Annotated in this window: 23 protein-coding genes and 6 tRNA genes; 24 read left to right on the top strand and 5 right to left on the bottom strand. The window is 38.2% G+C overall.

Annotated features, from left to right (window positions below; all coding sequences use genetic code 11):
- Positions 1-68 precede the first annotated feature (68 nt).
- The 3 genes from IX38_RS08390 to IX38_RS08380 all read right to left on the bottom strand — a co-directional run bounded on the left by IX38_RS08390 (position 69) and on the right by IX38_RS08380 (position 359).
- A tRNA-Arg gene (locus tag IX38_RS08390) sits at positions 69-142 on the bottom strand.
- A gap of 32 nt (positions 143-174) precedes the next feature.
- Positions 175-249, bottom strand: a tRNA-Pro gene (locus tag IX38_RS08385).
- 25 nt (positions 250-274) lie between these two features.
- Positions 275-359, bottom strand: a tRNA-Ser gene (locus IX38_RS08380).
- A 135-nt stretch (positions 360-494) separates the two neighbouring features.
- Between IX38_RS08380 and IX38_RS08375 the strand changes: the two genes are divergently transcribed.
- The 4 genes from IX38_RS08375 (at position 495) to IX38_RS08360 (ending at position 5,111) form a co-directional block, all read left to right on the top strand.
- Positions 495-1,520 (top strand): N-acetylmuramoyl-L-alanine amidase, encoded by a 1,026-nt coding sequence (locus IX38_RS08375; RefSeq protein WP_034703769.1) that lies wholly within the window; start codon positions 495-497, stop codon positions 1,518-1,520.
- A gap of 68 nt (positions 1,521-1,588) precedes the next feature.
- Positions 1,589-2,989, top strand: coding sequence for an aspartate ammonia-lyase (gene aspA, locus IX38_RS08370; protein ID WP_034703768.1), 1,401 nt, complete (start codon positions 1,589-1,591; stop codon positions 2,987-2,989).
- Positions 2,990-3,066: 77 nt separating this feature from the next.
- Complete coding sequence (locus tag IX38_RS08365; RefSeq protein ID WP_034703767.1) at positions 3,067-3,921, top strand: glycosyltransferase; 855 nt, start codon at positions 3,067-3,069, stop codon at positions 3,919-3,921.
- A gap of 140 nt (positions 3,922-4,061) precedes the next feature.
- Positions 4,062-5,111 carry a hypothetical protein gene (locus IX38_RS08360; protein WP_034703766.1) on the top strand — a complete coding sequence of 350 codons (1,050 nt, stop codon included), beginning with the start codon at positions 4,062-4,064 and terminating at the stop codon, positions 5,109-5,111.
- On the opposite strand, the gene IX38_RS08355 is transcribed toward IX38_RS08360, so the two are convergent.
- Positions 5,104-6,582: a lipopolysaccharide biosynthesis protein gene (locus IX38_RS08355; protein WP_034703765.1), complete on the bottom strand. Its 1,479-nt coding sequence runs from the start codon at positions 6,580-6,582 to the stop codon at positions 5,104-5,106. The genes IX38_RS08360 and IX38_RS08355 overlap by 8 nt on opposite strands.
- 9 nt (positions 6,583-6,591) lie before the next feature.
- Positions 6,592-7,386 (bottom strand): FkbM family methyltransferase, encoded by a 795-nt coding sequence (locus IX38_RS08350; protein WP_034703764.1) that lies wholly within the window; start codon positions 7,384-7,386, stop codon positions 6,592-6,594.
- A gap of 548 nt (positions 7,387-7,934) precedes the next feature.
- Here IX38_RS08350 and IX38_RS08345 point away from each other — a divergent pair.
- From IX38_RS08345 to IX38_RS08250, 20 genes are all read left to right on the top strand, one after another.
- On the top strand, positions 7,935-8,774 hold the full coding sequence (locus IX38_RS08345) for an energy transducer TonB (RefSeq protein ID WP_034703762.1): 840 nt from the start codon (positions 7,935-7,937) through the stop codon (positions 8,772-8,774).
- A gap of 167 nt (positions 8,775-8,941) precedes the next feature.
- Positions 8,942-9,715 (top strand): ParA family protein, encoded by a 774-nt coding sequence (locus IX38_RS08340; protein ID WP_034703760.1) that lies wholly within the window; start codon positions 8,942-8,944, stop codon positions 9,713-9,715.
- Positions 9,716-9,830: 115 nt separating this feature from the next.
- Positions 9,831-10,721 carry a ParB/RepB/Spo0J family partition protein gene (locus IX38_RS08335; RefSeq protein ID WP_034703757.1) on the top strand — a complete coding sequence of 297 codons (891 nt, stop codon included), beginning with the start codon at positions 9,831-9,833 and terminating at the stop codon, positions 10,719-10,721.
- Entirely contained in the window at positions 10,721-11,377 is a 657-nt protein-coding gene (locus IX38_RS08330; protein ID WP_034703755.1) for a DUF5683 domain-containing protein, read from the top strand. The genes IX38_RS08335 and IX38_RS08330 overlap by 1 nt, the downstream gene beginning before the upstream one ends.
- Before the next feature lie 66 nt (positions 11,378-11,443).
- On the top strand, positions 11,444-12,145 hold the full coding sequence (gene dapB / locus IX38_RS08325; protein WP_034703753.1) for a 4-hydroxy-tetrahydrodipicolinate reductase: 702 nt from the start codon (positions 11,444-11,446) through the stop codon (positions 12,143-12,145).
- A 126-nt stretch (positions 12,146-12,271) separates the two neighbouring features.
- Positions 12,272-13,915, top strand: coding sequence for a signal peptidase I (lepB, locus tag IX38_RS08320; RefSeq protein WP_034703751.1), 1,644 nt, complete (start codon positions 12,272-12,274; stop codon positions 13,913-13,915).
- A 65-nt stretch (positions 13,916-13,980) separates the two neighbouring features.
- Complete coding sequence (locus IX38_RS08315) at positions 13,981-14,598, top strand: WbqC family protein (protein WP_034703749.1); 618 nt, start codon at positions 13,981-13,983, stop codon at positions 14,596-14,598.
- Position 14,599: 1 nt separating this feature from the next.
- Positions 14,600-16,285 carry a S8 family serine peptidase gene (locus tag IX38_RS08310; protein WP_034703747.1) on the top strand — a complete coding sequence of 562 codons (1,686 nt, stop codon included), beginning with the start codon at positions 14,600-14,602 and terminating at the stop codon, positions 16,283-16,285.
- 126 nt (positions 16,286-16,411) lie between these two features.
- A complete protein-coding gene (locus IX38_RS08305; protein WP_034703745.1) occupies positions 16,412-16,903 on the top strand; it encodes a lipocalin family protein in 492 nt (163 codons plus the stop codon).
- A gap of 25 nt (positions 16,904-16,928) precedes the next feature.
- Positions 16,929-17,621, top strand: a complete 693-nt coding sequence (locus tag IX38_RS08300; RefSeq protein ID WP_034703743.1) for an OmpA family protein — start codon at positions 16,929-16,931, stop codon at positions 17,619-17,621.
- A 108-nt stretch (positions 17,622-17,729) separates the two neighbouring features.
- Positions 17,730-18,617 (top strand): decaprenyl-phosphate phosphoribosyltransferase, encoded by an 888-nt coding sequence (locus IX38_RS08295; protein WP_034703741.1) that lies wholly within the window; start codon positions 17,730-17,732, stop codon positions 18,615-18,617.
- Positions 18,614-19,933: an FAD-binding oxidoreductase gene (locus tag IX38_RS08290; protein WP_034703740.1), complete on the top strand. Its 1,320-nt coding sequence runs from the start codon at positions 18,614-18,616 to the stop codon at positions 19,931-19,933. Before IX38_RS08295 ends, IX38_RS08290 begins: the two co-directional genes overlap by 4 nt.
- Positions 19,933-20,658: an SDR family NAD(P)-dependent oxidoreductase gene (locus tag IX38_RS08285; RefSeq protein WP_034703737.1), complete on the top strand. Its 726-nt coding sequence runs from the start codon at positions 19,933-19,935 to the stop codon at positions 20,656-20,658. The genes IX38_RS08290 and IX38_RS08285 overlap by 1 nt, the downstream gene beginning before the upstream one ends.
- Positions 20,659-20,664: 6 nt before the next feature.
- Positions 20,665-21,252 (top strand): HAD-IB family hydrolase, encoded by a 588-nt coding sequence (locus IX38_RS08280; protein ID WP_034703736.1) that lies wholly within the window; start codon positions 20,665-20,667, stop codon positions 21,250-21,252.
- Positions 21,253-21,276: 24 nt separating this feature from the next.
- Positions 21,277-21,741, top strand: a complete 465-nt coding sequence (locus tag IX38_RS08275) for a hypothetical protein (protein ID WP_034703735.1) — start codon at positions 21,277-21,279, stop codon at positions 21,739-21,741.
- A 2-nt stretch (positions 21,742-21,743) separates the two neighbouring features.
- Positions 21,744-22,919, top strand: coding sequence for a cysteine desulfurase family protein (locus IX38_RS08270; RefSeq protein ID WP_034703733.1), 1,176 nt, complete (start codon positions 21,744-21,746; stop codon positions 22,917-22,919).
- 61 nt (positions 22,920-22,980) lie between these two features.
- Positions 22,981-23,322: a thioredoxin gene (trxA, locus tag IX38_RS08265; RefSeq protein WP_394331181.1), complete on the top strand. Its 342-nt coding sequence runs from the start codon at positions 22,981-22,983 to the stop codon at positions 23,320-23,322.
- Positions 23,323-23,455: 133 nt separating this feature from the next.
- Positions 23,456-23,529, top strand: a tRNA-Asp gene (locus tag IX38_RS08260).
- 33 nt (positions 23,530-23,562) lie between these two features.
- Positions 23,563-23,636: transfer RNA gene (locus tag IX38_RS08255), tRNA-Asp, on the top strand.
- Positions 23,637-23,669: 33 nt separating this feature from the next.
- Positions 23,670-23,743, top strand: a tRNA-Asp gene (locus tag IX38_RS08250).
- Positions 23,744-24,188 lie beyond the last annotated feature (445 nt).

Genomic DNA, 24,188 nt, shown 5'->3' with positions numbered 1-24,188 from the left:
TACTTAATCTGCAATTATAATCAAATAAAAAAGCCTTCACATTACTGTAAAGGCTTTTTTATCTTATGTGAGCGCGTCAGGATTCGAACCTGAGACCGTCTGCTTAGAAGGCAGATGCTCTATCCAGCTGAGCTACGCACCCATTAAATAATTTTGAGAAAATTACTAAAACAGTCGGGGCGGCAGGATTCGAACCTGCGACCTCCTGGTCCCAAACCAGGCGCGATGACCGGACTACGCTACGCCCCGAGAGTATATTGCTAAGAAAAAAATGCGGAGGGTAAGGGATTCGAACCCTTGCGACGCTTGCACGTCGACAGTTTAGCAAACTGCTCCATTAACCACTCTGGCAACCCTCCTTTTTTCTTATTTTTTAATGATCGTTGTTCCGTTATTGCGAGTGCAAATATAGAACAGATTTCTTTATTTACCAAATAAAATTCAAGAAAAATTTGCGTATTTTTGAGGTGATAAATGGTTAAAAAAATAAACTGATGCGTAAGACATTATATATCATCGGATTAAGTACTTTTGTTTTTTCATGTACTTCCCAGCAAAATGTAAAAAAAAATACCTACAAGCCGAAAACCCCGGTATCACAGGCAAAACCGGCAGTTAAAACTTCGGCAGTCGAGACTCCGAAACCCAAAATTACCAACGAACATGGAGTGGAATTTTTCACAACCAATCTCGCTGATCCTGCAAAAAATGACAATACCGCAAGTTACGGTTCTATCGTTTCAGCAAAACCGGCCGGATATAAAGTGGTGAAGACCTATTTCCCTTCTATAGCACAGAACTTCAGACAGCGATATCTTATACTGCATTATACTGCACTTCCTGATGATAAATCCATTACGGTTCTTACCCAGCAGGGTGTAAGTGCACATTATCTGGTCAATAATATCGGAGACAATGAGATCTATCAGCTCGTGGACGAGAACAAACGTTCCTATCATGCAGGAGTAAGCGCATGGAGAAATGACAAAAATCTTAACGATACTTCCATAGGGATTGAGATTGTGAATGCTGGCTATACAGCAGATTCTACAGGAAAAAAAATATTTGCAGGCTTCAGTGATGATCAGGTGAAAAAAGTAGCCGCACTGGCTAAAGATATCGTAAAAAGATACCAGATCCCCGCAACCAATGTACTGGCCCATTCAGATATTGCCCCTACAAGAAAGCAGGATCCCGGACCTATGTTTCCATGGAAAAAACTGTATGACGAATACCAGCTTGGAATGTGGTATGATGAAACCGCAAAACAGAGTTTCCTTGATTTGGCTCAGACAGACTTCACTGTAAGATACAGCGATCCTTCATTTGTCTTTCTGATCCAGACTGCACTTCAGAAATTCGGATACTATTTGGATCTGAGCGGAAAATGGGACGACGGGACAAAAAAAACGATCGAAGCTTTCCAGTATCACTTCCGCCCGCAGAATTATGACGGAATCATGGATGCCGAAACATGGGCCATCCTTCAGGCTTTAAATCAAAAATATCCGGCGAAATAACTATTAAAACACATCGGTAAGATGCGTTTTTGATATATTTAAAATAAAAAACAGTTAAAACATCTGTAATGGAAAATTTCAGAAAAGAAAGTGATCTGTTAGGCGAACTCAATGTGCCTGCGGACGCTTATTACGGGGTGCAGACGCAAAGAGCGATCAATAACTTCAAAATCTCGGGACAGCTTCTCGCTTCATACCCGGACTTTATTAAAGGTTTGGCTTTTGTGAAGAAAGCGGCGGCAAAAACCAATTATGAATTAGGTTTGCTTGATGAAAATTTATATTTCAAAATAGCGGAAGCCTGCGATGAGATTGCAGCAGGGAAGTACCACGAGCAGTTTCCTGTGGATATGATCCAGGGAGGAGCTGGAACTTCAATCAATATGAATGCGAATGAAGTGATTGCCAACATCGTTTTAGAAAAATTAGGAAAAAATAAAGGCGAATACGAATTCTGTTCACCCAATGATCATATCAACCTTTCCCAGTCTACCAATGATGCCTATCCTACGGCAATCAAAATGGGGCTTTTGCATATGAATATCGGACTTGTTGACAGGCTTGAAAAAATAGTTGAAGCTTTCCGTGAAAAAGGAAAAGAGTTCAATGATGTGATCAAAATGGGCCGTACCCAGCTTCAGGATGCCGTTCCCATGACCTTAGGACAGGAATTTGAGGCATATGCTGCCACACTGGAAGAAGATATTTCTAAATTAAATAACAACGCCAACCTCTTCGTGGAAGTAAACATGGGAGCTACCGCTATCGGTACAGGACTGAATGCTCCGGTAGGCTATGCAGTACTTTGTGCTAAAAACCTTGCCAGGATTACAGGTTTTCCCGTTATTTCCGCACCTAACCTGGTTGAGGCAACACCGGATACAGGTTCTTATGTTATCTATTCTTCTGCTACAAAACGTCTTGCCGTAAAGCTTTCCAAGATCTGTAATGATCTGAGACTGCTTTCTTCAGGCCCAAGAGCCGGGTTATTTGAGATCAATCTCCCTCCGATGCAGCCGGGATCATCCATCATGCCCGGAAAAGTAAACCCTGTTATTCCGGAAGTGGTGAACCAGGTATGCTTTAAAGTGTTTGGTAATGACCTTACCGTAACTTTTGCCGCAGAAGCAGGACAGTTACAGCTTAACGTCATGGAACCCGTACTTTCTCACTCAATCATGGAAAACATCAATTTCCTTTGTAACGCTTTGGATACTCTTCGTGAAAAATGTATTGTGGGAATTACCGCTAATAAAGAGATTTGCCTGAATATGGTAAAACACAGCATCGGCATTGTAACAGCACTTAACCCATACATCGGGTACAAAAAATCTACAGAGATTGCAAAAGAAGCCCTGGAAACCGGAAACAGCGTTTATAATCTCGTTTTGGAAAAAGGAATTCTTTCCCAGGAAAGACTGGATGAGATTCTGGATCCTAAAAACATGCTGAAACCGCACAACAAATAAACCATAATTGATAAATGATAAGCGATGATTAATGCATCGTTTATCATTTATTATTCATCATTTATAAATTTAAAGACTTGAGGTTTTTAATTATCATTCCTGCCCATAACGAAGAAGAAAACCTTCCGTTCACACTGGATTCTTTACAGCAGCAGAGCTTTAAAGACTTCAAAACTGTGGTTGTTAACGACGGTTCTACAGACAGGACGCAGGAAGTAATCAGAAAATATACGGAAAATGATTCCCGTTTTGAAACGGTGGAACTTCAGAAATCTGACCACCAGCCGGGTTCCAAAGTCGTAAATGCATTCAAAAACGGGTTGAAGACCCAAAACAGTGATGAATTCGATGTCATCTGTAAATTTGATGCAGACATTATTCTTCCAGCAAATTATCTCGAAACAGTAGAATATGCTTTTAAAAACAATCCGGAATATGGGCTTGTTGGCGGCTTGTTGTACGTAGAAAAAGAGGAAAGCTGGGTATATGAAGGAAATTCAAATAAACATCACGTGAGGGGTCCTGTGAAAGCGTATCGTAAGGAATGTTTCATTCAGATCGGAGGTTTAAGAGAAACGTTGGGCTGGGATAATATTGATTCCATTCTGCTTGAAAACTTAGGATGGAAAGAAGTTGTTTTTCATGAGCTGCATGTAAAGCTGATCAAAGTGAAAGGTGCAGATTATACGATAAGGCCTGCGGATTATTACGGCAGGTATTTTTATTTTTTAGGTCTGAACAGGTTTCTTGCTTATATCGCTTCTTCAAAGGAAGCAGCAAAGAGCAGGTCTGTTTCTTTTTTCTTTAAAATCATCAAAGCTTACGAAGCCTGCAAAACAGCCAGGCTGGAACTGAAGATCTCAAAAGAAGAACAGAAAGCCATCAATGATAAACGATGGAAAATACTGAAGAAAAAATGGCTGAAAATATAATAAAAACAATAGTAAAACGGCAAAAGATAAATTGACATCCTTCAAACATTTTACCTTTCCTAATCCCTAATCCCTAATCCCTAATCCCTAATCCCTAATCCCTAATCCCTAATCCCTAATCCCTAATCCCTAATCCCTAATTGAAAAAAATCGCCTACATAGAAATAGATACCCACGCAGAAATCGCGCAGGCTTTCATGGATATTATGAAAGATTCTTCGGATTTTAGCGTAGATTATTATTTTTCAAAAAAGATTAAAGATTTAGTTGAAGCAAATGGGGAAACCATATTTTTATCCGACAGTTCCATGATTTTGGAACAGCTGAAATTAAAGAAATACGATCTGGTCATTATTGGAACCGTTCACCGGTATTTCAACACTTTTCATGCACTGGTTCAGAAATATAATGCCTCTGTTATTGTTCATAATATCAACTTTTCAACAGCTTCAAAAGGTGCTCTCATGAAAAGTATTTTTAAAAACGATATTGTTTACAGGCTAAAACTTTGTTGGAAAGAAGGATTGTTTTATACCTCAAAAGTGTATAAAAATGCCGGAAATTTATTGGTATTGGATGAAGAACTTTCGTCAGATGAGTATCAGTTTCTGCCTCTTTTTTACACCACAAACTTTGAAGAACAGGAAGAAAATAAAGATCTTACCGTTGTAATTCCCGGAGGAGTTTCACAAAAAAGAAGGGATTACCATCATGTTTTTAAAACCATTCAAAATTTAAAGACCGAAGATAAATGTGAATTCATATTCCTTGGAAAAGCAAAAGACAGCGAACTGAAACAGCTGGAAAAACTGTCGCGGAAACTTCCCGGAAATATCTCTGTACACTATTTTTCAGACAGGGTTTCTAATCATGATTTTGAAAAGTGGATGCAGAAGGCAGATGTTTTATGGTGCCCGATTCAGCAGAAAGCAGAATTTTTCAGCAGGGAAGAAACTTATGGCCGCACAAAAATGACCGGAAACCTGGGCGATGCCATCAAATATGGTAAAAAAGCCGTTTTTCCTAAAGATTATCCTTCGAAATTAGAATTCATTGTTACTGAGACAGACAATATTTTAGAGCAGTTTAAAGAGCTTAAAAACAGCCGGTTCGATTTCCAGAAAAAGTATAGCAAAAAATCAGTATTGAAAAAACTGGAAGATATGCTTTCCGGTCTGATTTCTACTTAAATTTAAAAATACTTTTAATAAATTTTGCATTCACATAGTCCTCGAGTGGGAATACTTTTGTGAAATAATTTCCGATATAAATCAGTATCAGAACAACGGCAGGCTTGTAAACCAGGTTGATGAAATTATTGTTAAAATTCGGCAGTACGATGGCCACTGTAATCGCTAAAGTACAGATAATTGATACGAAAATCATTTCAATCGTAAGCGGAGAAACTTTAAAAACAAAATAATTGAAGGCGATCTTGATGACATTATAAGTCGTCAGTGAAATAGCTGTAGACAAAGCAATTCCGATCAGTTTCAGATCTGTATTTTTAATGAAATAATAGTTCAGTCCTATTGTAAGTCCCGCCAGAAGAAGCATAATCAGGATATTGAATCTGTAATACTTGGAAAGTGAAATGATATTCCCGTTAAAACCTGTCGCCAGGTCAATTAAAACCGCAGAACCCCAGATCCATACCACCGGCTCATATTCTCTCAGCATTGTTCCGTTTTTAGGCATAAATTCCGTCAGGTAAGGAAAACCCACCATGATACACGAAAACAGGACGGCACCTAAAAAATACAAAGATAAAGACGTTTTCTTGTGGAATCTGTCAAGTTCATCCATATCGCCTTCAGCCAGCGTTTTATTAATAATCGGGGCAGAAATATTGAACAGCCCCAGCTGTGGAATGGAAATCAGAGAGATCAGAGCATAAAGAACAGAGTAGATTCCCACTTCCTCCATCCCCATAAACTCACCGATCATAAAACTGTTGATGGCCAGATAATTTCCGAAAGTCCCCAGGAATCCGAAAAAACTGTAGTTGAAAAACTCTTTCCAGAAATTGTCTTTCCTGAAATAAGCCGTATCGAAATCCGGCTGTATCCTTTCAAGCCTGTTCGTATAGTAAATGTATCCGAGAAGCATCAAAGCAAACATCCCGAAAAAGAAAGCAAACGCTATTTTCTGTGACAGTAGAAAATAAGAAAACAGGCAGAAAGCTCCGAGGTTGGCTATCTTGGGGAAAAGGTTGTCGAAAATATTGGAAACCACAATTCTCTTGTAATTGGAAGTATATTTATTAAAGATCGTGCACAAAGAAAGAATGAGAATCAGGGGAAGGATCATTTCTTTTAATTTCCATGCTTCTGAATATCTGAATTTTGGAAAAAAATGGGGGAGTACAAGAAATACACCCGTAAAAATAATGAAACTGATAAAAACCGCAAGCAGCGACAGCGACAGCATGTTCTGTTTCTTGCCGTCTCTTTCCACCCTGTGAAAAAACTTCACATTTGAATAGGAGATTCCCAACACTACAAAAGGAACCAGCATTTCGGCAGTGGGGAGGATGTAACGGAGTTTTCCGTAAAACTCAAAATTGTACGGAAAAATAAAAATGGCGGATATGGTACCCAGCAGAAAACCAATATAACCTATGATGGAATACTTGAAGCCCTGTCTCGCTACTACACTCATAATGTTTTTTTAATGGTTTTTTGGCGTAAAAATAATGTTGTTTATATAGCTGGTCTTGTTTTTTTCATCGTTGGTGTTGTGTATTAAGATCTCTTCCGTCAGGAGCTCCAGCTTAAAACTGTCACGGTTAAGATACTGTGCTTCATATCCCCAGCTTTTTACTTCGGAAATATCATTCCAGATCGGGTTTTCGTGGTGTCTCTGTTCCATTTCGACCATCAGTGTCGGGAGAAACTGCTTGATGGTTTTTTGGGCACCGGAGAGGGTTTTCATTTCATTTCCTTCCACATCTATTTTAATGAAATCCAGCCGGCCGAAATTTTCTATAGCAGCCCATTCATCCAGCTTGATCACTTTTACCTTTTCCGTATAACTTCTTTCTTCACCTTTTTCTTTATAAGATGTGTTTAAAGTTCCGCGGGAAGCAATCAGTTTACCGTTAATAATCGGAACCTTAAATTCAGCCGTTGTATTTTCGTCAGAAAGAGCAAGAGGAAGTATTCTCATTGCCGGGAAAAGTCTTTTCAGGCGTCGGTAAAGCTTCTTATTCGGTTCAAAACCATAAATATGCTCATGATTCAGTTTGTGCTCCAATTGATAAAGAAAAGTTCCGACATTAGCCCCGATGTCCAGTATTACAGCATTTTTTGGAAGGTATTCCTTAATCCATACCAGTTCCGGTTCTACATTACGTGCCGAAAAATTATCCTTAGTAAGATTGTTTAAATTCTTAAAATATCTTTTTTTGTAAAAACTAGGGCTTATATATTGTAGTTTTTCTGCAATTTTTTGGTATAAAGACATCCTGACGTTATTTGACGAAAAGCAAAGATAAACAAAAATGTTAAACTAATGTTAAAAAAACAGCAAATATAACCGGTTGATTATCAATTTATCAATTTAAAATGTTGTTTTATAAAAAATTGAATTTTAACAGATTGACATTTTACCGAAAAGCACTCATTAAAATTGACCAGGCATTTGTTTTTATAAGTGCTTGGTTTGTTTTTCAAAATTTCTGTTTGTTATGTTGTGAATATATTTTTCAATCTTTTAATTATTTTGTTTGTAATACCTCTTTTTTATAATGTACTTTTCATTGATTTTGAATATATAATACATATTTTGTAAATAACAGCATGTTTTTTACGAATAATAAAATGAATTACATCTTTGTTTTAAATATCTCCACCTTTTTAGAATGTTAAAGTTTACATATTGTTATAATATTTTTTAAAATATTGATGTTTTGATAAAATTTTGGCAGATATTTTGATATGGAAACAATACTTATCGATAAGAATACACCAAACTAATAATCACTTATTTTAACAGTTTAATATTTAATAGTGATGAAACACCTAAACCAAAATCAGGAATTTCGTTTCAACGAAGTTCTTTTTGAGCACCGGAACAAAGAATACGGTGCCTATGCATTAAGAAATGAATCAGATAGAATACTAACCAAAGCGCTTTTTATAGGCGTGAGTTTATTGGCTGCCATTTCAGTAACCCCTTTTGTGATTTCTGCATTTGAAACCACGGAAAGAGTTATTATAAATGACCCGATTTATCGTCCGATTGATATAATACCTAATGATCCACCAAAAGAAAATCCGCCGGTACAAATCCAAAAGCCAGAAGTTCAGCCAGCCAAAGTTAAAACTTATGATGCGACTTTGGGCGAGCCAAAAGCACATGTAACTAATGAAAAAGTAGTAGAAAAGATTGAAGGAGCAGTTGCGGGACCGAAAAATAACAATGACGGAGTAATTGCAAAAACAAACTACCAGCCTGTTACCCCTAATATAGGAACAGGACCTGCAGTACCTTACATTCCGCCTACGCCGCCGGCAAAAGTTCCTGACAATCATATCGCAAGTGGTGATGAACTTGCTTCTGAAGCAGTATTTGCCGGGGGAATTGATTCATTCAGAAATAAAGTCATTAATAATTTTGACGGTTCAGGCTTTGAAGGTAACGGAGACACCATGAAAACAGTCATAACCTTTATCGTAGAAAAAGACGGAACAATTTCCGGATTAAAGGCGAATGGTAAAGAGGTTGAATTTAATAATGAAGCCATCAGAACCATTAAAAATGTTAAGGGATTATGGAAGCCTGCTAAAAATAAACAAGGTGAAGCCGTAAGAAGTTATTTCAAATTTCCAATCTCTATGAACTTTGAATAATTGAGATAAAAAACAAATCTTCAATAGTTATCCACAAAGAATTTTTTTTGTGGATAATTTTTTTAATTGTTAAATCGTTTATTAACAATACTTTAACTCAATTTTGAATTTCGCCATTCATACAGAGCAAAGAAAAAAGTGTATTTTTGAATCCTAAAGTTCTAATAATGGCAAAAATCATAGGTATCGCTAATCAAAAAGGAGGAGTAGGAAAAACTACCACAGCTGTAAACCTTGCGGCAGCATTAGGGGTATTGGAAAAAAGAATATTGATCATCGATGCTGATCCACAGGCTAATGCAACTTCGGGGCTTGGCGTGGACGATGTCCAGTACTCTACATACAATCTTCTGGAGCACAGTGCAGATACAAGAACCTGTATCAAAAGAACGGCTTCTCCCAATCTGGATATCATTCCATCACATATTGACCTGGTAGCAGCGGAAATTGAGCTCGTGGATAAAGAAAACCGTGAGTATATGCTGAAAAAGGCATTGGCAGAAGTGAGAAATGATTATGATTATATCATTATAGACTGTGCACCGAGCTTAGGGCTTATTACAGTGAATGCCCTTACTGCGGCAGATTCCGTCATCATCCCGATTCAGTGCGAATATTTTGCATTGGAAGGATTAGGAAAGCTTCTGAACACCATTAAAAATGTACAGAAAATCCATAATAAAGATCTTGGGATTGAAGGTCTTCTTCTTACAATGTACGACAGCAGATTAAGATTATCCAATCAGGTGGTTGAAGAAGTGAATTCACATTTCCCCGACATGGTTTTTGAAACCATCATCAGCAGAAACGTAAGATTAAGTGAAGCACCGAGTTTTGGAGAAAGTATTCTGAATTACGATGCAGAAAGTAAAGGGGCTATCCAATACATTCAGCTGGCAGAAGAAGTTTTGCTGAGAAACGAAAATTTAGTAAAAAATTAATAGCAGTAAAAAGTCAATACATAAATGTGAAAGTCAAAACCGATTGTTATCAATTGCTAATGGCGGATGATCATTTATAACTTAAAAATTAAGCCATCATTTATCAAATATATCTATGAAGGACAAAAAAAGAGCTATGGGACGTGGTTTGGGTGCCATTTTGAGTGCTGAATCCAAAGCCAGTGTCAACTCCGCTACCGATGAAGGAGCAGATAAGTTTGTAGGAAATATCGTAGAGGTAGGCCTTGAAGATATTTATCCGAATCCCACCCAGCCGAGAACTTACTTTGACGAAAAAGCATTGAACGAACTTGCCCTGTCGATCAAAAACTTAGGAGTGATCCAGCCGATCACCTTAAGAAAAGACGGTGAAAAATTCGAAATCATATCAGGGGAAAGACGTTACCGTGCAAGTAAAATTGCCGGCCTTCCTACGATTCCTGCTTATATCCGTTTGGTAAACGATCAGGAGCTTCTGGAAATGGCTCTTGTTGAAAATATTCAGAGAGAAGATCTTGATGCTATCGAGATCGCTCTTACCTATCAGAGACTTTTGGACGAGATCGGCCTTACCCAGGAAAACCTGAGCCAGAGAGTAGGGAAAGACAGAAGTACCATTACCAATTCCATCAGACTGCTGAGGTTGAATCCGGATATTCAGAATGCAATCAGAAGCGGGGAAATCTCTGCAGGACACGGAAGAGCAATCATCAGTCTTGAAAGCGAAGAGCACCAGCAAATTTTATTTGATCTGATTATCAAAGAAAAACTCAATGTACGTCAGGCCGAACAGGCCGCCGCCGCATTGAAGAATCCTAAATCACCGGCCGCGAAAAAAGTAAATACTGAACTATCCAACAATTATAAAAGAGCACAGAAGACGATCGCTGATATTTTAGACGTAAAAGTAGAAATCAAAACCTCCGGAAACGGAAAAAAAGGTAAAATTCTCCTGGACTTCAAAAATGAAGAAGAACTGGAATATATTTTATCCCATATTAAATAATGAAGAAATTATTTTTCACATTCTTTTTGGGCATTTTTGCTTTCGCTTACTCGCAGGTGACCCCCGGCGACACAGTTCGTATAGGGCCTCTTACGAAAGACAGTGTGTTTGTTACTAAAACTGTAAAACCCGCAAAAACGGTAAAAACAGAAACCAAGATTATTGAAGATCTTGAAAATGCAAACGGACCTACAAAGAAAACCATCAAGCTGAATCCCACAAGAGCCGGACTGTATTCTGCGGTACTTCCGGGATTAGGACAGTATTATAATAAAAAATACATCAAAATTCCTATTGTATGGGGAGCTGTAGGAGCCGGAATAGGATATACAATCTGGAGCAACAACCAATACAAAAAATACCGGGAATATTATGTGGCAAAACTTAACGGGACGCCTAATGAATTTGTAGACAGCCATCCATGGCTTGATAAAAAAGCTTTTGGAAACGCCCAGGACAGATATAAAAGGCAGAGAGATTACGCCATAGCCATCACTGGCCTGATCTACATCCTGAACATTGTAGATGCTGTGGTAGATGCCCATCTTTACGAAAGCCGTCATGATCCGGATCTTAGTTTCAATCCTACGGTAATCCAGGATCAGTACGGGTTTTCCAACCCCAAAACAGGCTTAAGTTTAAGCTATAGGTTTTAAAACGAATTTTTAATAAGATCATATGGGCTGTAACGTTCATGAGACCATAATAAAATAACATATTACATGAGAATAGCATTAGTTGGATACGGTAAAATGGGGAAGATCATTGATGAGATTGCACAGAAAAGAGGTCATGAGATAGTGGCCCGCCTTAAAGAAACCCCAACAGCTGAAAATCTTAATAATCCGGACGTTGCCATCGAATTTTCATTACCGGACGCAGCCTATCACAATATCAGAGCATGCCTTGAAAATAAAGTTCCGGTGATCTGCGGTACCACGGGCTGGCTGGAGAAAAAAGAAGAAGTTGAAAAAATTGCTGCAGACAATGATAGCGCATTCTTGTACGGCTCCAATTTTAGCTTAGGGGTGAATCTATTTTTTGCCCTGAACGAAAAAGTGGCCGATATCATGAAAAATGTAGATGAATACTCTTGTCAGCTTGAAGAAATTCACCATGTCCACAAGAAAGATGCCCCTAGCGGAACCGCAATTTCCATTGCTGAAGGAATCATCAAAAATAATCCTAAATTTAACGCCTGGAAACTGGAAGAAACCCAGGGACAGGAACTGGGAATCTTTGCTATCCGCGAAGATGAGGTCCCTGGTACTCACAGCGTATATTACAAAAGCGAAGTTGACGAAATTGAAATAAAACATACAGCCTTCAACAGAAACGGGTTCGCACTCGGAGCTGTAGTTGCTGCAGAATGGATTAAAGATAAAAAAGGAAACTTCACAATGAAAGACGTTTTGGGACTTTAATTTGTAACAAATTCTTTAAATTGCATACCAATAAAAAGAGAATGATGACTAGTAAATTATAAATAGCAGAACGCTGTAATCATTTATTACTCATCATTTATATATTTAGAATAGGCACAGAAAACTATGAATTATTTTTTAACTTACACAGTATATGTTCTCATTTTGTCTTTACTGATGGGAATTTCCACTTGGAAGCTGTTCAAAAAAATGGGGTACAGTCCCTTATTTGCATTTATACCTTTCTATAATTACTTCATTATATTAAAGGAAACAGAACATCCGAAATGGTGGGCAATCCTGTCCTATCTTCCCATAGTGGGACCTATTATGATGTCCGTTTTCCATATTTATTTGATGAAAAAATTTGGGAAAACCCTTTTTCAGAACCAGCTGCTTACCGTGATCCTGCCTTTCATCTATATGGCTACGGTGAACTATTCCAAAGATGTGGAAATAGAAGATGAAAATGCTGATCTGTTCATCACGGATGAAGAGAAGAATGCGAAAAAGAAAGATACATTCATTGGGTCTATTACTTTTGCAGTAGTTTTTGCAACCATTATCCACGTTTTTGTAACACAGCCGTTCGGGATTCCTACAGGATCCATGGAAAGAACACTTTTAGTAGGTGATTTCCTTTTTGTGAACAAATGGAGCTATGGATACAGAATGCCGATGCGTCCGGTAGCGATACCATTCCTTCAGGGAACCATTATGGATACAGGGCAGAAAGGGAATCCGAAAGATGATCCCAAATCATATGTTGATGGTATAAAACTTCCCTATACAAGAATTTTCCAGTTCAGTAAGCCACAGAAAAATGATGTAGTAGTCTTTAACTACCCGCGTGATTCTGTACATACAGCGATTGACAGAAAAGATCCCTACGTTAAAAGATGTGTGGCTACAGCCGGTGACACCTTTGAAATGAGAGCCGGAAGACTTTTCGTTAACGGAAAACCGGAAATGGTTCTGGGAGATCAGGAAGTACAGCACAGATACATCGTAAATACCGGAAGCCAGCTGGATATTCCTGCGTTATATAACACGTATGGATTCTTACCTGTACAGGAGATCCAGGGTGAGAAAGGATACATTTATGCTTTCCAGGGACTCACAGACAAAACTGCAGGGGGAATCAAACAACTTCCTCAGGTAATTGACATGAAAGAGGATGTTACAGCAAAAGGAGAAGCTGCAGTATACTATAAAGACGAAGCAAAAACAAAAATAGATACTACACAGTCGATCTTCCCGATCAACAAACCTTGGAACCAGGACTGGTACGGGCCGGTAAGAATTCCTAAAAAAGGAGATGTAGTAGCGATCAACAGCGAAACACTTCCCATGTACCAGTGGATCATTTCCCAGTATGAGCATAACAGCCTTGAAAAAAACAACGGAAAGATCCTGATCAATGGTAAAGAAGCCAGCCAGTATACCATTCAGCAGGATTATTATATGATGGTAGGTGATAACAGGGACGCTTCATTGGATGCAAGGTTCTTTGGTTTCGTTCCCGAAGAAAATATTGTAGGAAAGCCGATGTTCACATGGATGAGTTTGCAGGGTGCGTTCAAGGACAGCAGTTCTACCTATCAGGCTCCATTCAAAGTACGTTGGGACAGAATGTTCAAAGCAACCAATACAGGAGAAGCCAATAAAACTTCATACTGGTGGGTTGCAGCAATGATTCTGATACTGTTCTTCGGATGGGAGTATTTCGTGAAATTATTCAGAAAGAAAAAAACGGAAGACGAAGCATAACTTAATTAAAACTTAAAGATAGAATGAAGTATTTGAAAAAGTACTTCATTTTTAATAATATCAATATGACCAATGTATTATTGCCGGTATTTTATATGCCCCCTATTTCATGGTTTTCAGTATTTTTAAATCCTGAGAACGAGATTGTATTTGAACAGTTTGAAAATTTTCCGAAGCAGACCTACAGAAGCAGAACCAATATCTACGGGGCAAACGGGAAGCTTTCCTTAATAATTCCTGTCAATCATAACGGGAAAAGAGAATTTAAAGATATTGAAATTTCTTACAGGGAAGACTGGAGAAATCTGCACTGGAAATCCATCAAAACAGCCTACCAGAGCTCGCCTTATTTTGAATATTATGAAGATAAATTCAGAAAAATATATGATCTGAATGAAAAATTCCTTCTTGATTTCAATCTTAAGGGTTTAGAAGTGATACAGCAGATCCTTAAAACAGAAAAGGCACAGTCTTTGAATGAAGAATATATCAAAAATCCTGAAAGTATTAATTTAAGAGAGAAATTTTCTGCTAAGCACCCTCCTGAATTCCAGATGGAAGAATATTACCAGACCTTCTCGGATAAACTGGGATTTTTGAAAGATTTATCGGTTTTGGACCTTATCTGTAACAAAGGCCCTGAATCTCTGACTTATATAAAAAATATTAAACAATCATACTAACATGAAAAAGGTATTATTAGCTGCTGTTTTTCTGGCAGGCTTTAGTTTCTCTTATGCCCAGGAAGCCCAGGCTAAGAGCATTGACCCGAAAGAAGATAAAGATCTGATGACTTGGTATCATAAAGATTTTTCTACATCAAAAGTATACGGAGTAAACACGGCAAATGCATATAAATATTTAGAATCCAAAGGCCTTAAGCCAAAAACGGTTGTGGTAGGGGTTTTAGATAGTGGTGTTCAGGTTGATCACCCGGGCCTTGTGAAAAATGTATGGTCCAATCCCAATGAAGTTCCCGGAAACGGGAAAGATGATGACGGAAACGGATATATTGATGATGTACACGGCTGGAACTTTATCGGCGGTAAAAATGGCGACATTGATATCGACAATATGGAAGTAACAAGAGTCGTTGCTAAATATAAGCCTGTTTTCGAAGGCGACGATTCTGCAAAAAATAAAGCCAATCAGGCAAAAATGCCCGAAGAGTTTGCCATGTATATGAAGTCTAAAGAACTTTTTGGCAAAAAAAGTGTAGAAGCAAAACAGGGTCTTCAGACCTACACCATGATCAACAGTATCATTCCAAATATGGTAAAATTGCTGGGTGGTAAACCTGTTACTGCAGAAACCCTGGCAGGAATTAAACCTCCTACGGATCAGAAAGATGCTATTGCGCTTCAGGTTCTTGGGCAGGTTTCCCAAAGCCCTGAATTCAAAGGAAAATCTTCCGATGAGTTCGAGAAACTGATGAAAGAGCAGATGAAAGAAGCCATCGATCATTTTACACCGCAGTCTAAGCAGTATGATCTGAGCTATGACCCGAGAAAAGAAATTGTAGGCGATAACTACGATGATTATTCTGAAAAAAATTACGGAAATAATCACTACGAAGGTCCAGATGCAGAACACGGAACACACGTGGCAGGAATTATTGCCGGTCTTCCTCAAGGTAAAGAAATACAGTATGGTGTAGCTTCCAAAGTAGCTAAGATCATGTCCGTAAGAACCGTTCCAAACGGAGACGAAAGAGATAAGGACGTTGCGAACGCAATCAGATATGCGGTTGATAATGGTGCTAAAGTTCTGAACATGAGTTTCGGAAAACCTGTTTCTCCAGGCAAAAATGTGGTGTGGGATGCTTTCAAATATGCTGAAGACAAAGGTGTGCTTTTAGTAAAAGCGGCAGGCAACGAAAATGAAGATGTGGCCGAACACCTTGCTTTTCCTACCAACTTTAAAAATGTTACAGATGAAAAACCGTTTGTAAACAACGTATTGGTTGTAGGGGCAAGTACCAACAGAAATAATGAACTTAGAGCAGATTTCTCTAACTATAACAAGAAAATGGTAAATGTTTTTGCACCGGGTGAAGAAATTTATTCTACCGTGCCTAAAAACGAATACAAATACCTTCAGGGAACCTCTATGGCATCACCCGTAGTAGCCGGAGCGGCAGCAGTATTGCTGGCTTATATGCCCAACCTGAAGCCTTACCAGATCATTGAAGCACTTGTAAAAAGCAGCAATCCTAATACAGATGATAGTCAATTTGCCGGATATTCTCAGGCCGGAGGTGTTATAGACCTTCAAAAGGCGGCAGAGTATGCTTATACCAACTTCTATGACGGAAAATCTTCAGGCAGCAATAAGCCTGCGAAATCCGTAAAAAAGACTGTTAAAAAATAATATATCTTTCTGAATATAAGCAGAAAACATTTAAAGTCCGAAATTTTCGGACTTTTTTTATTTTTATTTTTCAATTTGGCACGGTTTTTTGTAACTTATATAAATAACAAAATAATAAACAACAAAATGAAAAAGTTACTACTTGCAGGGTTGATTGGAACATCACTTTTTGCAGTGTCTTGTTCCTCAGTGAAAAATGCAGAAACATCACAAAACCAAAGAGTCGAATACCTGAAACTGAAAGGCGACTGGCAGATTGTTAGCGTTGATTATGAGAAAGGATTCAAAATCAAGCCTTTTGATGAAGGTGCAGATGCCCAGTGTTTTGTGGGAAGTCATTGGAGATTAATTCCAAATAACTATACCGGTGCCTATACTTTAAACGGAGGTGGAGCTTGTCCAAGCCTTACACAGCCTATTAAATTTGAAGTAAAAGATGGCAATACTTTCATGTTTAAAAAAATCCTTGCGGGAACGAAAGCCAAGCAAAATACGGTAGGATATTCTTTAACGATTACCAACCAGTCTACAGATCAGTTTTCACTTGTACAGAACGTTCCTTTCGATGGAAGCACCGTGCAGGTTGTTTACAACTTCCAGAGAACAGGAATGAAATAATTTATCAATATAAAAGATTAAAAAAATGAAATTTACTAAAACATATATAGGAGCTCTTTTCTTATCATCAGCATTATTGCTTACAAGCTGTGAAGCTGTTCAGAATTCCAACCACCAGCAGAGAGGTACAGCAGTAGGTGTTGCATCCGGAGCTGTAATCGGGGGTATTTTGGGGAATAATGTAGGAAGTGGTAAAAATTCAGCATTAGGAGCTGTATTGGGAGGTATTATCGGCGGTGTTGCCGGTAACGTGATCGGGAATAAAATGGACAAGCAGGCTAAGCAGATTAAGGAAACTTTACCAGGCGCTGAAGTAGAAAGAGTAGGAGACGGTATCAAGATTACGATGAACGAAAGCATTGTGAACTTTGCCTTTGATTCTTCAAATCTTACTTCTGTTGCCCAGACGAACCTTGATAAGTTAGCCAGAGTTCTTGCTGACAATCCCGATACTAATATCAATATCTACGGTCATACAGACAGTAAAGGTGCAGATTCTTACAACCTGTCTCTTTCTCAGAGAAGAGCAGATGCTGTAAAAGCGTATTTATCTGGAAAAGGAATTGCATCCAACAGAATGTTTACAAAAGGTGAAGGAGAATCCATGCCTGTGGCTACCAACGATACAGACGAAGGAAGAGCTAAAAACAGAAGAGTGGAATTTGCCATTACAGCCAACGAGAAAATGATTAACGATGCCAAGCAACAAGGGCAGTAATTAATTTAATGATATAAATATTTTCTTAAAAGACCGCCCCGGCGGTTTTTTTTGTATTTTTATGGTGTCAATTTTGAAATCACTATTTTTGTAACCGAAATAGCATAAATGAAGAAATATCTTAAACTCCTCCGTGTGGAGCAATGGGTGAAAAACCTGTTTGTTTTTGTCCCTCTGTTCTTTTCCGGAAATATTACAAATTTAGACTTACTTACCAAAAGCATTTTTGCGTTTATCATTTTTTCCCTTGCAGCAAGCGTTGTTTACATCCTCAACGACTATAACGATATTGAGGCAGACAGAAAGCATCCGGAAAAAAGAAGACGGCCCCTCGCAAGCGGAGCAATTTCAAAATCCAAAGCTTTGGGAATTCTTACGGCCTTCATGATTATTGATATGGTCCTTGTATTTTTTGCGCAGCTTTATTTTCATGAGCCTTTATGGAAATTTGCTATAATTATCGGACTTTATATTGTGGTGAATATTGCCTATACCTTTAAGCTTAAGCATGTTCCGATTATAGATATTTTCATTATTGCTTTAGGATTCGTACTGAGAGTTTTGGCTGGAGGATACATTACATCAATAGGAATATCACAGTGGGCAATCTTACTTACCTTTGTGCTCGCACTTGTTTTGGCGATAGGGAAAAGAAGGGGAGAGCTCATCAATGCACAGGTTTCCGGGAAAACCAGGAAAGCGCTGGACGGCTATAATGTTCAGTTTGCAGATATCGCATTATCCATTTCAGTGACGCTCGCTATTGTCTGCTACCTGATGTTTACCCTTTCGCCCGAAGTCCAGGCACGGTTTCATGAGAGAGTTTTTTATACGGTCATATTTGTAGTTTTTGCTTTTTTAAGATACCTTCAGCAGACATTAGTATACAACAGAACGGAATCTCCTACCAAAATTGTTTACAGAGACCGATATATCCAGGTAACCTTAGTGCTTTGGGTAGCCGCATTTTTAATCCAGATTTATTTTAAAAAATGAAGCCGAATTTCACACAGAAAGTTACCAACTGGGGCAATTTCCCGGTCGTAGAAAAAGAAATGAGATCTGAGGACAGCTTCAAAAAAATAAAAGAATTTGTACTCAGTCATAACGAAATTATTGCAAGAGGTAACGGGAGATGCTATGGTGATGCTTCCCTGGGAGAAACCATATTTTCCACCAGAAAATTAAATAAATTCATCAGTTTCGACCGTCTCAACGGGGTTATAGAATGCGAATCCGGGGTACTCCTTTCCGATGTACTTGAAATTTCGGTTCCGCAGGGTTATTTTCTTTATGTAACTCCCGGGACAAAATTTATTTCGGTAGGCGGGGCTATTGCTTCCGATGTTCATGGTAAGAACCATCATGCAGAAGGCTGCTTTTCAGAATATGTGACCGAATTTAAGCTGATGATAGAAAACGGAAACATCATTACATGTTCCAGAGAGGAGAATTCAGATAAATTCTGGGCTACCATCGGAGGAATGGGGCTTACCGGAATTATTCTTACCGTAAAATTTAAACTTAAAAATATAGAATCGGCCTACATCCGCCAGGAAAGCATAAAAGCAGAGAATCTGGATGAAATTTTCAGGCTCTTTGAAGAAAGTGAGAACTGGACGTATACAGTAGCATGGATCGACTGTCTTCAGAAAGGTAAAAACTTAGGAAGAAGCATTTTAATTAGAGGAGAACACGCTTTTCAGCATGAGCTTCCGAACAATCTGGCAAAACAGCCTTTAAGACTGAAGAAAAAACTGCAGCCTACGGTTCCTTTTTATTTTCCGGGATTTATTCTGAATGCATTGACTGTAAAGATCTTCAATCTCCTGTACTATAAAAAACAGACAAAAAAAGAAGTTAAATCATTCATTGATTACGAAACCTTTTTCTATCCGTTAGACGCCATCCATGACTGGAACAAAATCTACGGAAAAGCAGGCTTCATCCAGTACCAGATGGTGATTCCGAAAGAAGCCGGCAAAGAAGGCATGAAACAGATCCTTGAGACCATTGCAGCAAGCGGGAACGGCTCCTTTCTGGCTGTTTTAAAGCTGTTTGGGAAAAACAATCCGGAAGCGTACAATTCATTTCCGTTTGAAGGATATACGCTGGCCCTCGATTTTAAAGTCAACTCAAAACTGAAAAAGCTTGTTGAAAAATTAGATGACACCGTGCAGCAGTTCGGAGGAAGGATTTATCTTACAAAAGACAGCATGAGCAGGTCTTCACTCACGAATTACCTTAAAAATATTCAAAGTTCAAAATTTGTGTCCTTACAGCACAAAAGAATCATAAACAACAATTCATAATGATAGTTCTGGGAAGTACATCTGAGGTGGCACAGGCTTTTGTGGAAAAATCTCTCCAGGAAGGAGAAAGGTTTGAAAGAATATACCTTTTCACGTCGAACAAAGAAACGACTGAGAGGTTCGCAAGACATATTGATGTGAAATTTCTACAGCAGTCCGAAGTGATTGAAATTGATCTGATGAAAGAGATTGATTATAATACATTTGATCATGTCAGTTCAAATGTATTATTTTGTGCCGTAGGATATTTGGGAGATGGAACTGAGGAAGGTCTTTATGATAACAGGAATACGGAAAGGATTATTAATATCAATTATTCGAAGCTGATCCCCGTCATGAACTATTTTGCTCAAAAGTTTGAAAGCAGGAGATCAGGAACAATCATCGGGTTATCGTCAGTAGCAGGAGACCGTGGCAGACAGAGCAATTTTATCTACGGAAGTGCAAAAGCGGCTTTTACAGCTTATCTGAGTGGACTCCGTAATTATCTTTTTGAGAAAAAAGTACATGTCATGACTGTAAAACCGGGATTCATGGCGACAAAAATGACGGACGGACTGCCTTTGAATCCTAAACTGACTGCAACACCCAAGCAAGCAGCAGCCTGCATTTATAAAGCCTTTAAAAAGCAGAAGAATGTGGTATATGTCTTGCCGGTATGGAGTATCATCATGATGATTATCAGGAATATCCCTGAATTTATATTTAAGAAATTAAAGCTTTAGTAAAAAATGAAAAAATTGTATTGTTTTGATTTTGACGGAACTATAACGTATAAAGATACCATGTTTATGTATCTTAAATTCTATGATTCTACAAAATTCCGCATACAGTTTTTGAGACATATTCCTCTTTTTATCCTGTTGAAGCTGAAGCTTGCCGAAACCGAAAAAGTAAAGAAAAGCTTTATAGGATCTATCCTCAAGGGACAAACTCAGGAAAAGATCGAAATGAAATCCAGACAGTTTTTTGAACAGCATTATCCAAAAATCGTAAGAGAAAATGCGATGGACTTTATAAAAAATATCGATAGGGATAATACACAGAGCTTATTGGTTACTGCGTCGCTCGATATCTGGGTGAAGCCTTTTGCTGAAGAACTGAAAATGCAGCTGGTAGCCACACGCGCAGAGTTTAAAAACGGGATTTTTACAGGAAATTTTATAGGGAGAAACTGTAACGGAAAAGAAAAACTCATAAGAATAAAAGCTGAAATTCACGACTCCAAATACGATAAAATAATCGCTTTCGGAGATACTTCAGGAGACCAGCAAATGCTTAAATGGGCAAATGAAGGTCATTACCAATTTTTTCACTAATTTTGGATGGTAAAAATGTAAAAAATGAAAAGACTGCTTATTTTATGTACTGCAATCATTATGGGCTGTGCAACTACGCCGTCTCAAAAACCATCAGGTATGCAGGAAAGCTCTGAACTCCTTGTTTCTGAGTCGCAGGGCGGCCCGGAAAAAGCCGGATTCAAGATTATTAAAGATGAACAGGAATTCCGAAACGTCATCAAAGGAAGTTTCGGTCTCGTTGAAACGGGCAAAGAACCATCCATAAACTATCCGAAATTCCCCAAAAACAAAAAAGTGGTTCTGTATAATATGGGCAGCTTCAGATCGGGCAGCCATACGGTTGGTGCGATCAAAAGTACCTCTGTGAAAAACAGTATCCTTTATGTGGAAGTTCCTGAAACACCATCAGGCGGAATGGAAATTCAGATGCTTTCAAACCCCTGGTTTATTTTCGCCGTTCCTTCAGACTATCAGTTTACCTCAGTAGAATTAAAATATTCAAAATAAAAATGAACAAAATATATTTAGATAACGCTGCAACAACTCCTCTTTCAGAAGAAGTCATAGATGCAATGGTAAGTACCATGAAAATGAATTTCGGAAATCCTTCTTCTACCCACAGTTTTGGACAGGAAGCGAAAATTCTTATTGAAAATGTGAGAAGACAGGTTGCAGAGTATCTTCATGTAACTCCTGCAGAGATCATCTTTACCTCCTGCGGAACAGAATCGAACAATATGATCATCAAATCCAGTGTTGAACACCTGGGAATTGAAAGAATCATAAGCACTCCACTGGAACATAAATGTGTTTCTGAAACTATTCTGGATATGAAAAACAGGAAGGGAGTAGAGGTAAACTATATCCGTCCCAATGAAAAAGGAGATATTGACCTTAATAAACTCGAGGAATTATTAAAAACTTCGGATAAAAAGACCCTGGTGAGCTTAATGCATGCGAATAATGAGATCGGGAATATTTCAGATATCAAGAAGATCGCCGAGCTTTGTAAAGCCAGTAATGCGCTTTTCCATTCGGATACGGTACAAACCATGGCTCACATGAATCTTGATTTTTCAGATATTATGGTAGATTTTGCTTCATGCAGTGCCCACAAATTCCATGGTCCGAAAGGTGTAGGTTTTGCTTTCATCAGAAAAGCAACCGGAATGAAAGGAATTATTACGGGCGGACCTCAGGAAAGAAGTCTAAGAGCCGGAACAGAGAATGTAAGCGGTATCGTAGGTCTTGGAAAGGCATTGGAGCTTTCTCTGAATCATATGGAAGAATATACCAATCATATGCAGGAGATCAAAGACTATGCGATAGAAAGGCTTTCTGCGGTGATTCCGGACATTAAATTCAACGGGAGAAGTGCAGAGAAGGAAAAAAGTCTTTACACGGTTTTGAGTGCTTTGCTTCCATATAAAAATCCTTTGATCGGGCTTCAGCTGGATATGAAGGGGATTGCAATCTCCCAAGGCAGTGCGTGCTCTTCAGGAGCATCCAAACCTTCTATGGTGATGATGATGGTGCTTACTGAAGATGAAATGGATCATTGTACGCCATTACGTATTTCATTCAGCCATATGACGACAAAAGCAGAGATAGATGCGCTGGCAGATGCTTTGGAGGAAATTTCAAAAGAATTTGCTATAGAAAAAACAAATGTTGAGCATAGATAGTCTTATTGCTTAAATATCGTAATTTTGAATATCCAATTAAGGATTGAAATAAGAATATAATATTAATTTAAATAAAAGAAACAAAATGGCTTTAGAAATTACGGACAGCTCATTTCAGGAAATGGTTTTAAAATCAGATAAGCCGGTATTGGTAGACTTCTGGGCTGTATGGTGCGGACCGTGCAGAACTTTGGGACCAATCATCGAAGAAGTGGCATCAGATTTTGAAGGAAAAGCAGTGGTAGGGAAAGTTGATGTAGACAACAACCAGGAAATTTCGATGCAGTATGGCATCAGAAATATCCCTACAGTTCTGATTTTTAAGAACGGTGAGGTGGTTGATAAATTAGTAGGTGTGGCTCCAAAAGAGGTAATCGCTGAAAAGTTAAGCGCGCACTTGTAAAAAAATAACTTTGATAATGAATGCCTTCCGGTCTCGGGAGGCTTTTTTTTTGCAAATAATTTGCAGGGAATGAAAAAAGGTGTAATTTTGCAATCACAAAAAAGAAACAACGTTCTTTACAACAACAGAAAATGATCCGGTAGTTCAGCTGGTTAGAATGCCGCCCTGTCACGGCGGAGGTCGCGGGTTCGAGTCCCGTCCGGATCGCAAAAGTTTATAATTTACTTTTAAAAAAAATTAGATCCGGTAGTTCAGCTGGTTAGAATGCCGCCCTGTCACGGCGGAGGTCGCGGGTTCGAGTCCCGTCCGGATCGCAGAAGTTTTGTCAATTTCTTTTAAAAAAAATTGATCCGGTAGTTCAGCTGGTTAGAATGCCGCCCTGTCACGGCGGAGGTCGCGGGTTCGAGTCCCGTCCGGATCGCATGAGTTAAGAAGTCGCCAATGGGCGACTTTTTTTGTTTGTAACTGTTTGATAGACAGAACTACTTACTTAACCGAATCCTCTTATATACTATTTTACATATATTCAAAAATCCTCCATTACTTTCTATTTTAGAAATATTTGTCAGGATAAATCAGAAATACTTTCCCATTAAGTTGTTTCAATTTCAAACAATCGTGTTTCATAAAACAATCTGTAATAACTAATTATTATACAAACTATAACATAAGTTAATTATTTGGCCTCAATTCATAAAAATAAATAAGATATATAATTTTGTCGTTTTTGGTTTATTTGATTAAAATTGTATAATTTTTATCATTGTTTCATTTATTTTGATATTAATTGAGATTTAACATAATAAAATACTTTAAAAATTATCAATTATTTATTTGCTTAACTAAAAATAATGTATAGATTTGAC

It is taken from the genome of Chryseobacterium luteum, assembly GCF_000737785.1.
Classification (GTDB): Bacteria; Bacteroidota; Bacteroidia; order Flavobacteriales; family Weeksellaceae; genus Chryseobacterium; species Chryseobacterium luteum.
Note: the sequence above shows the minus strand (reverse complement) of the source record. Positions and strands in the feature narration are given on the sequence as shown.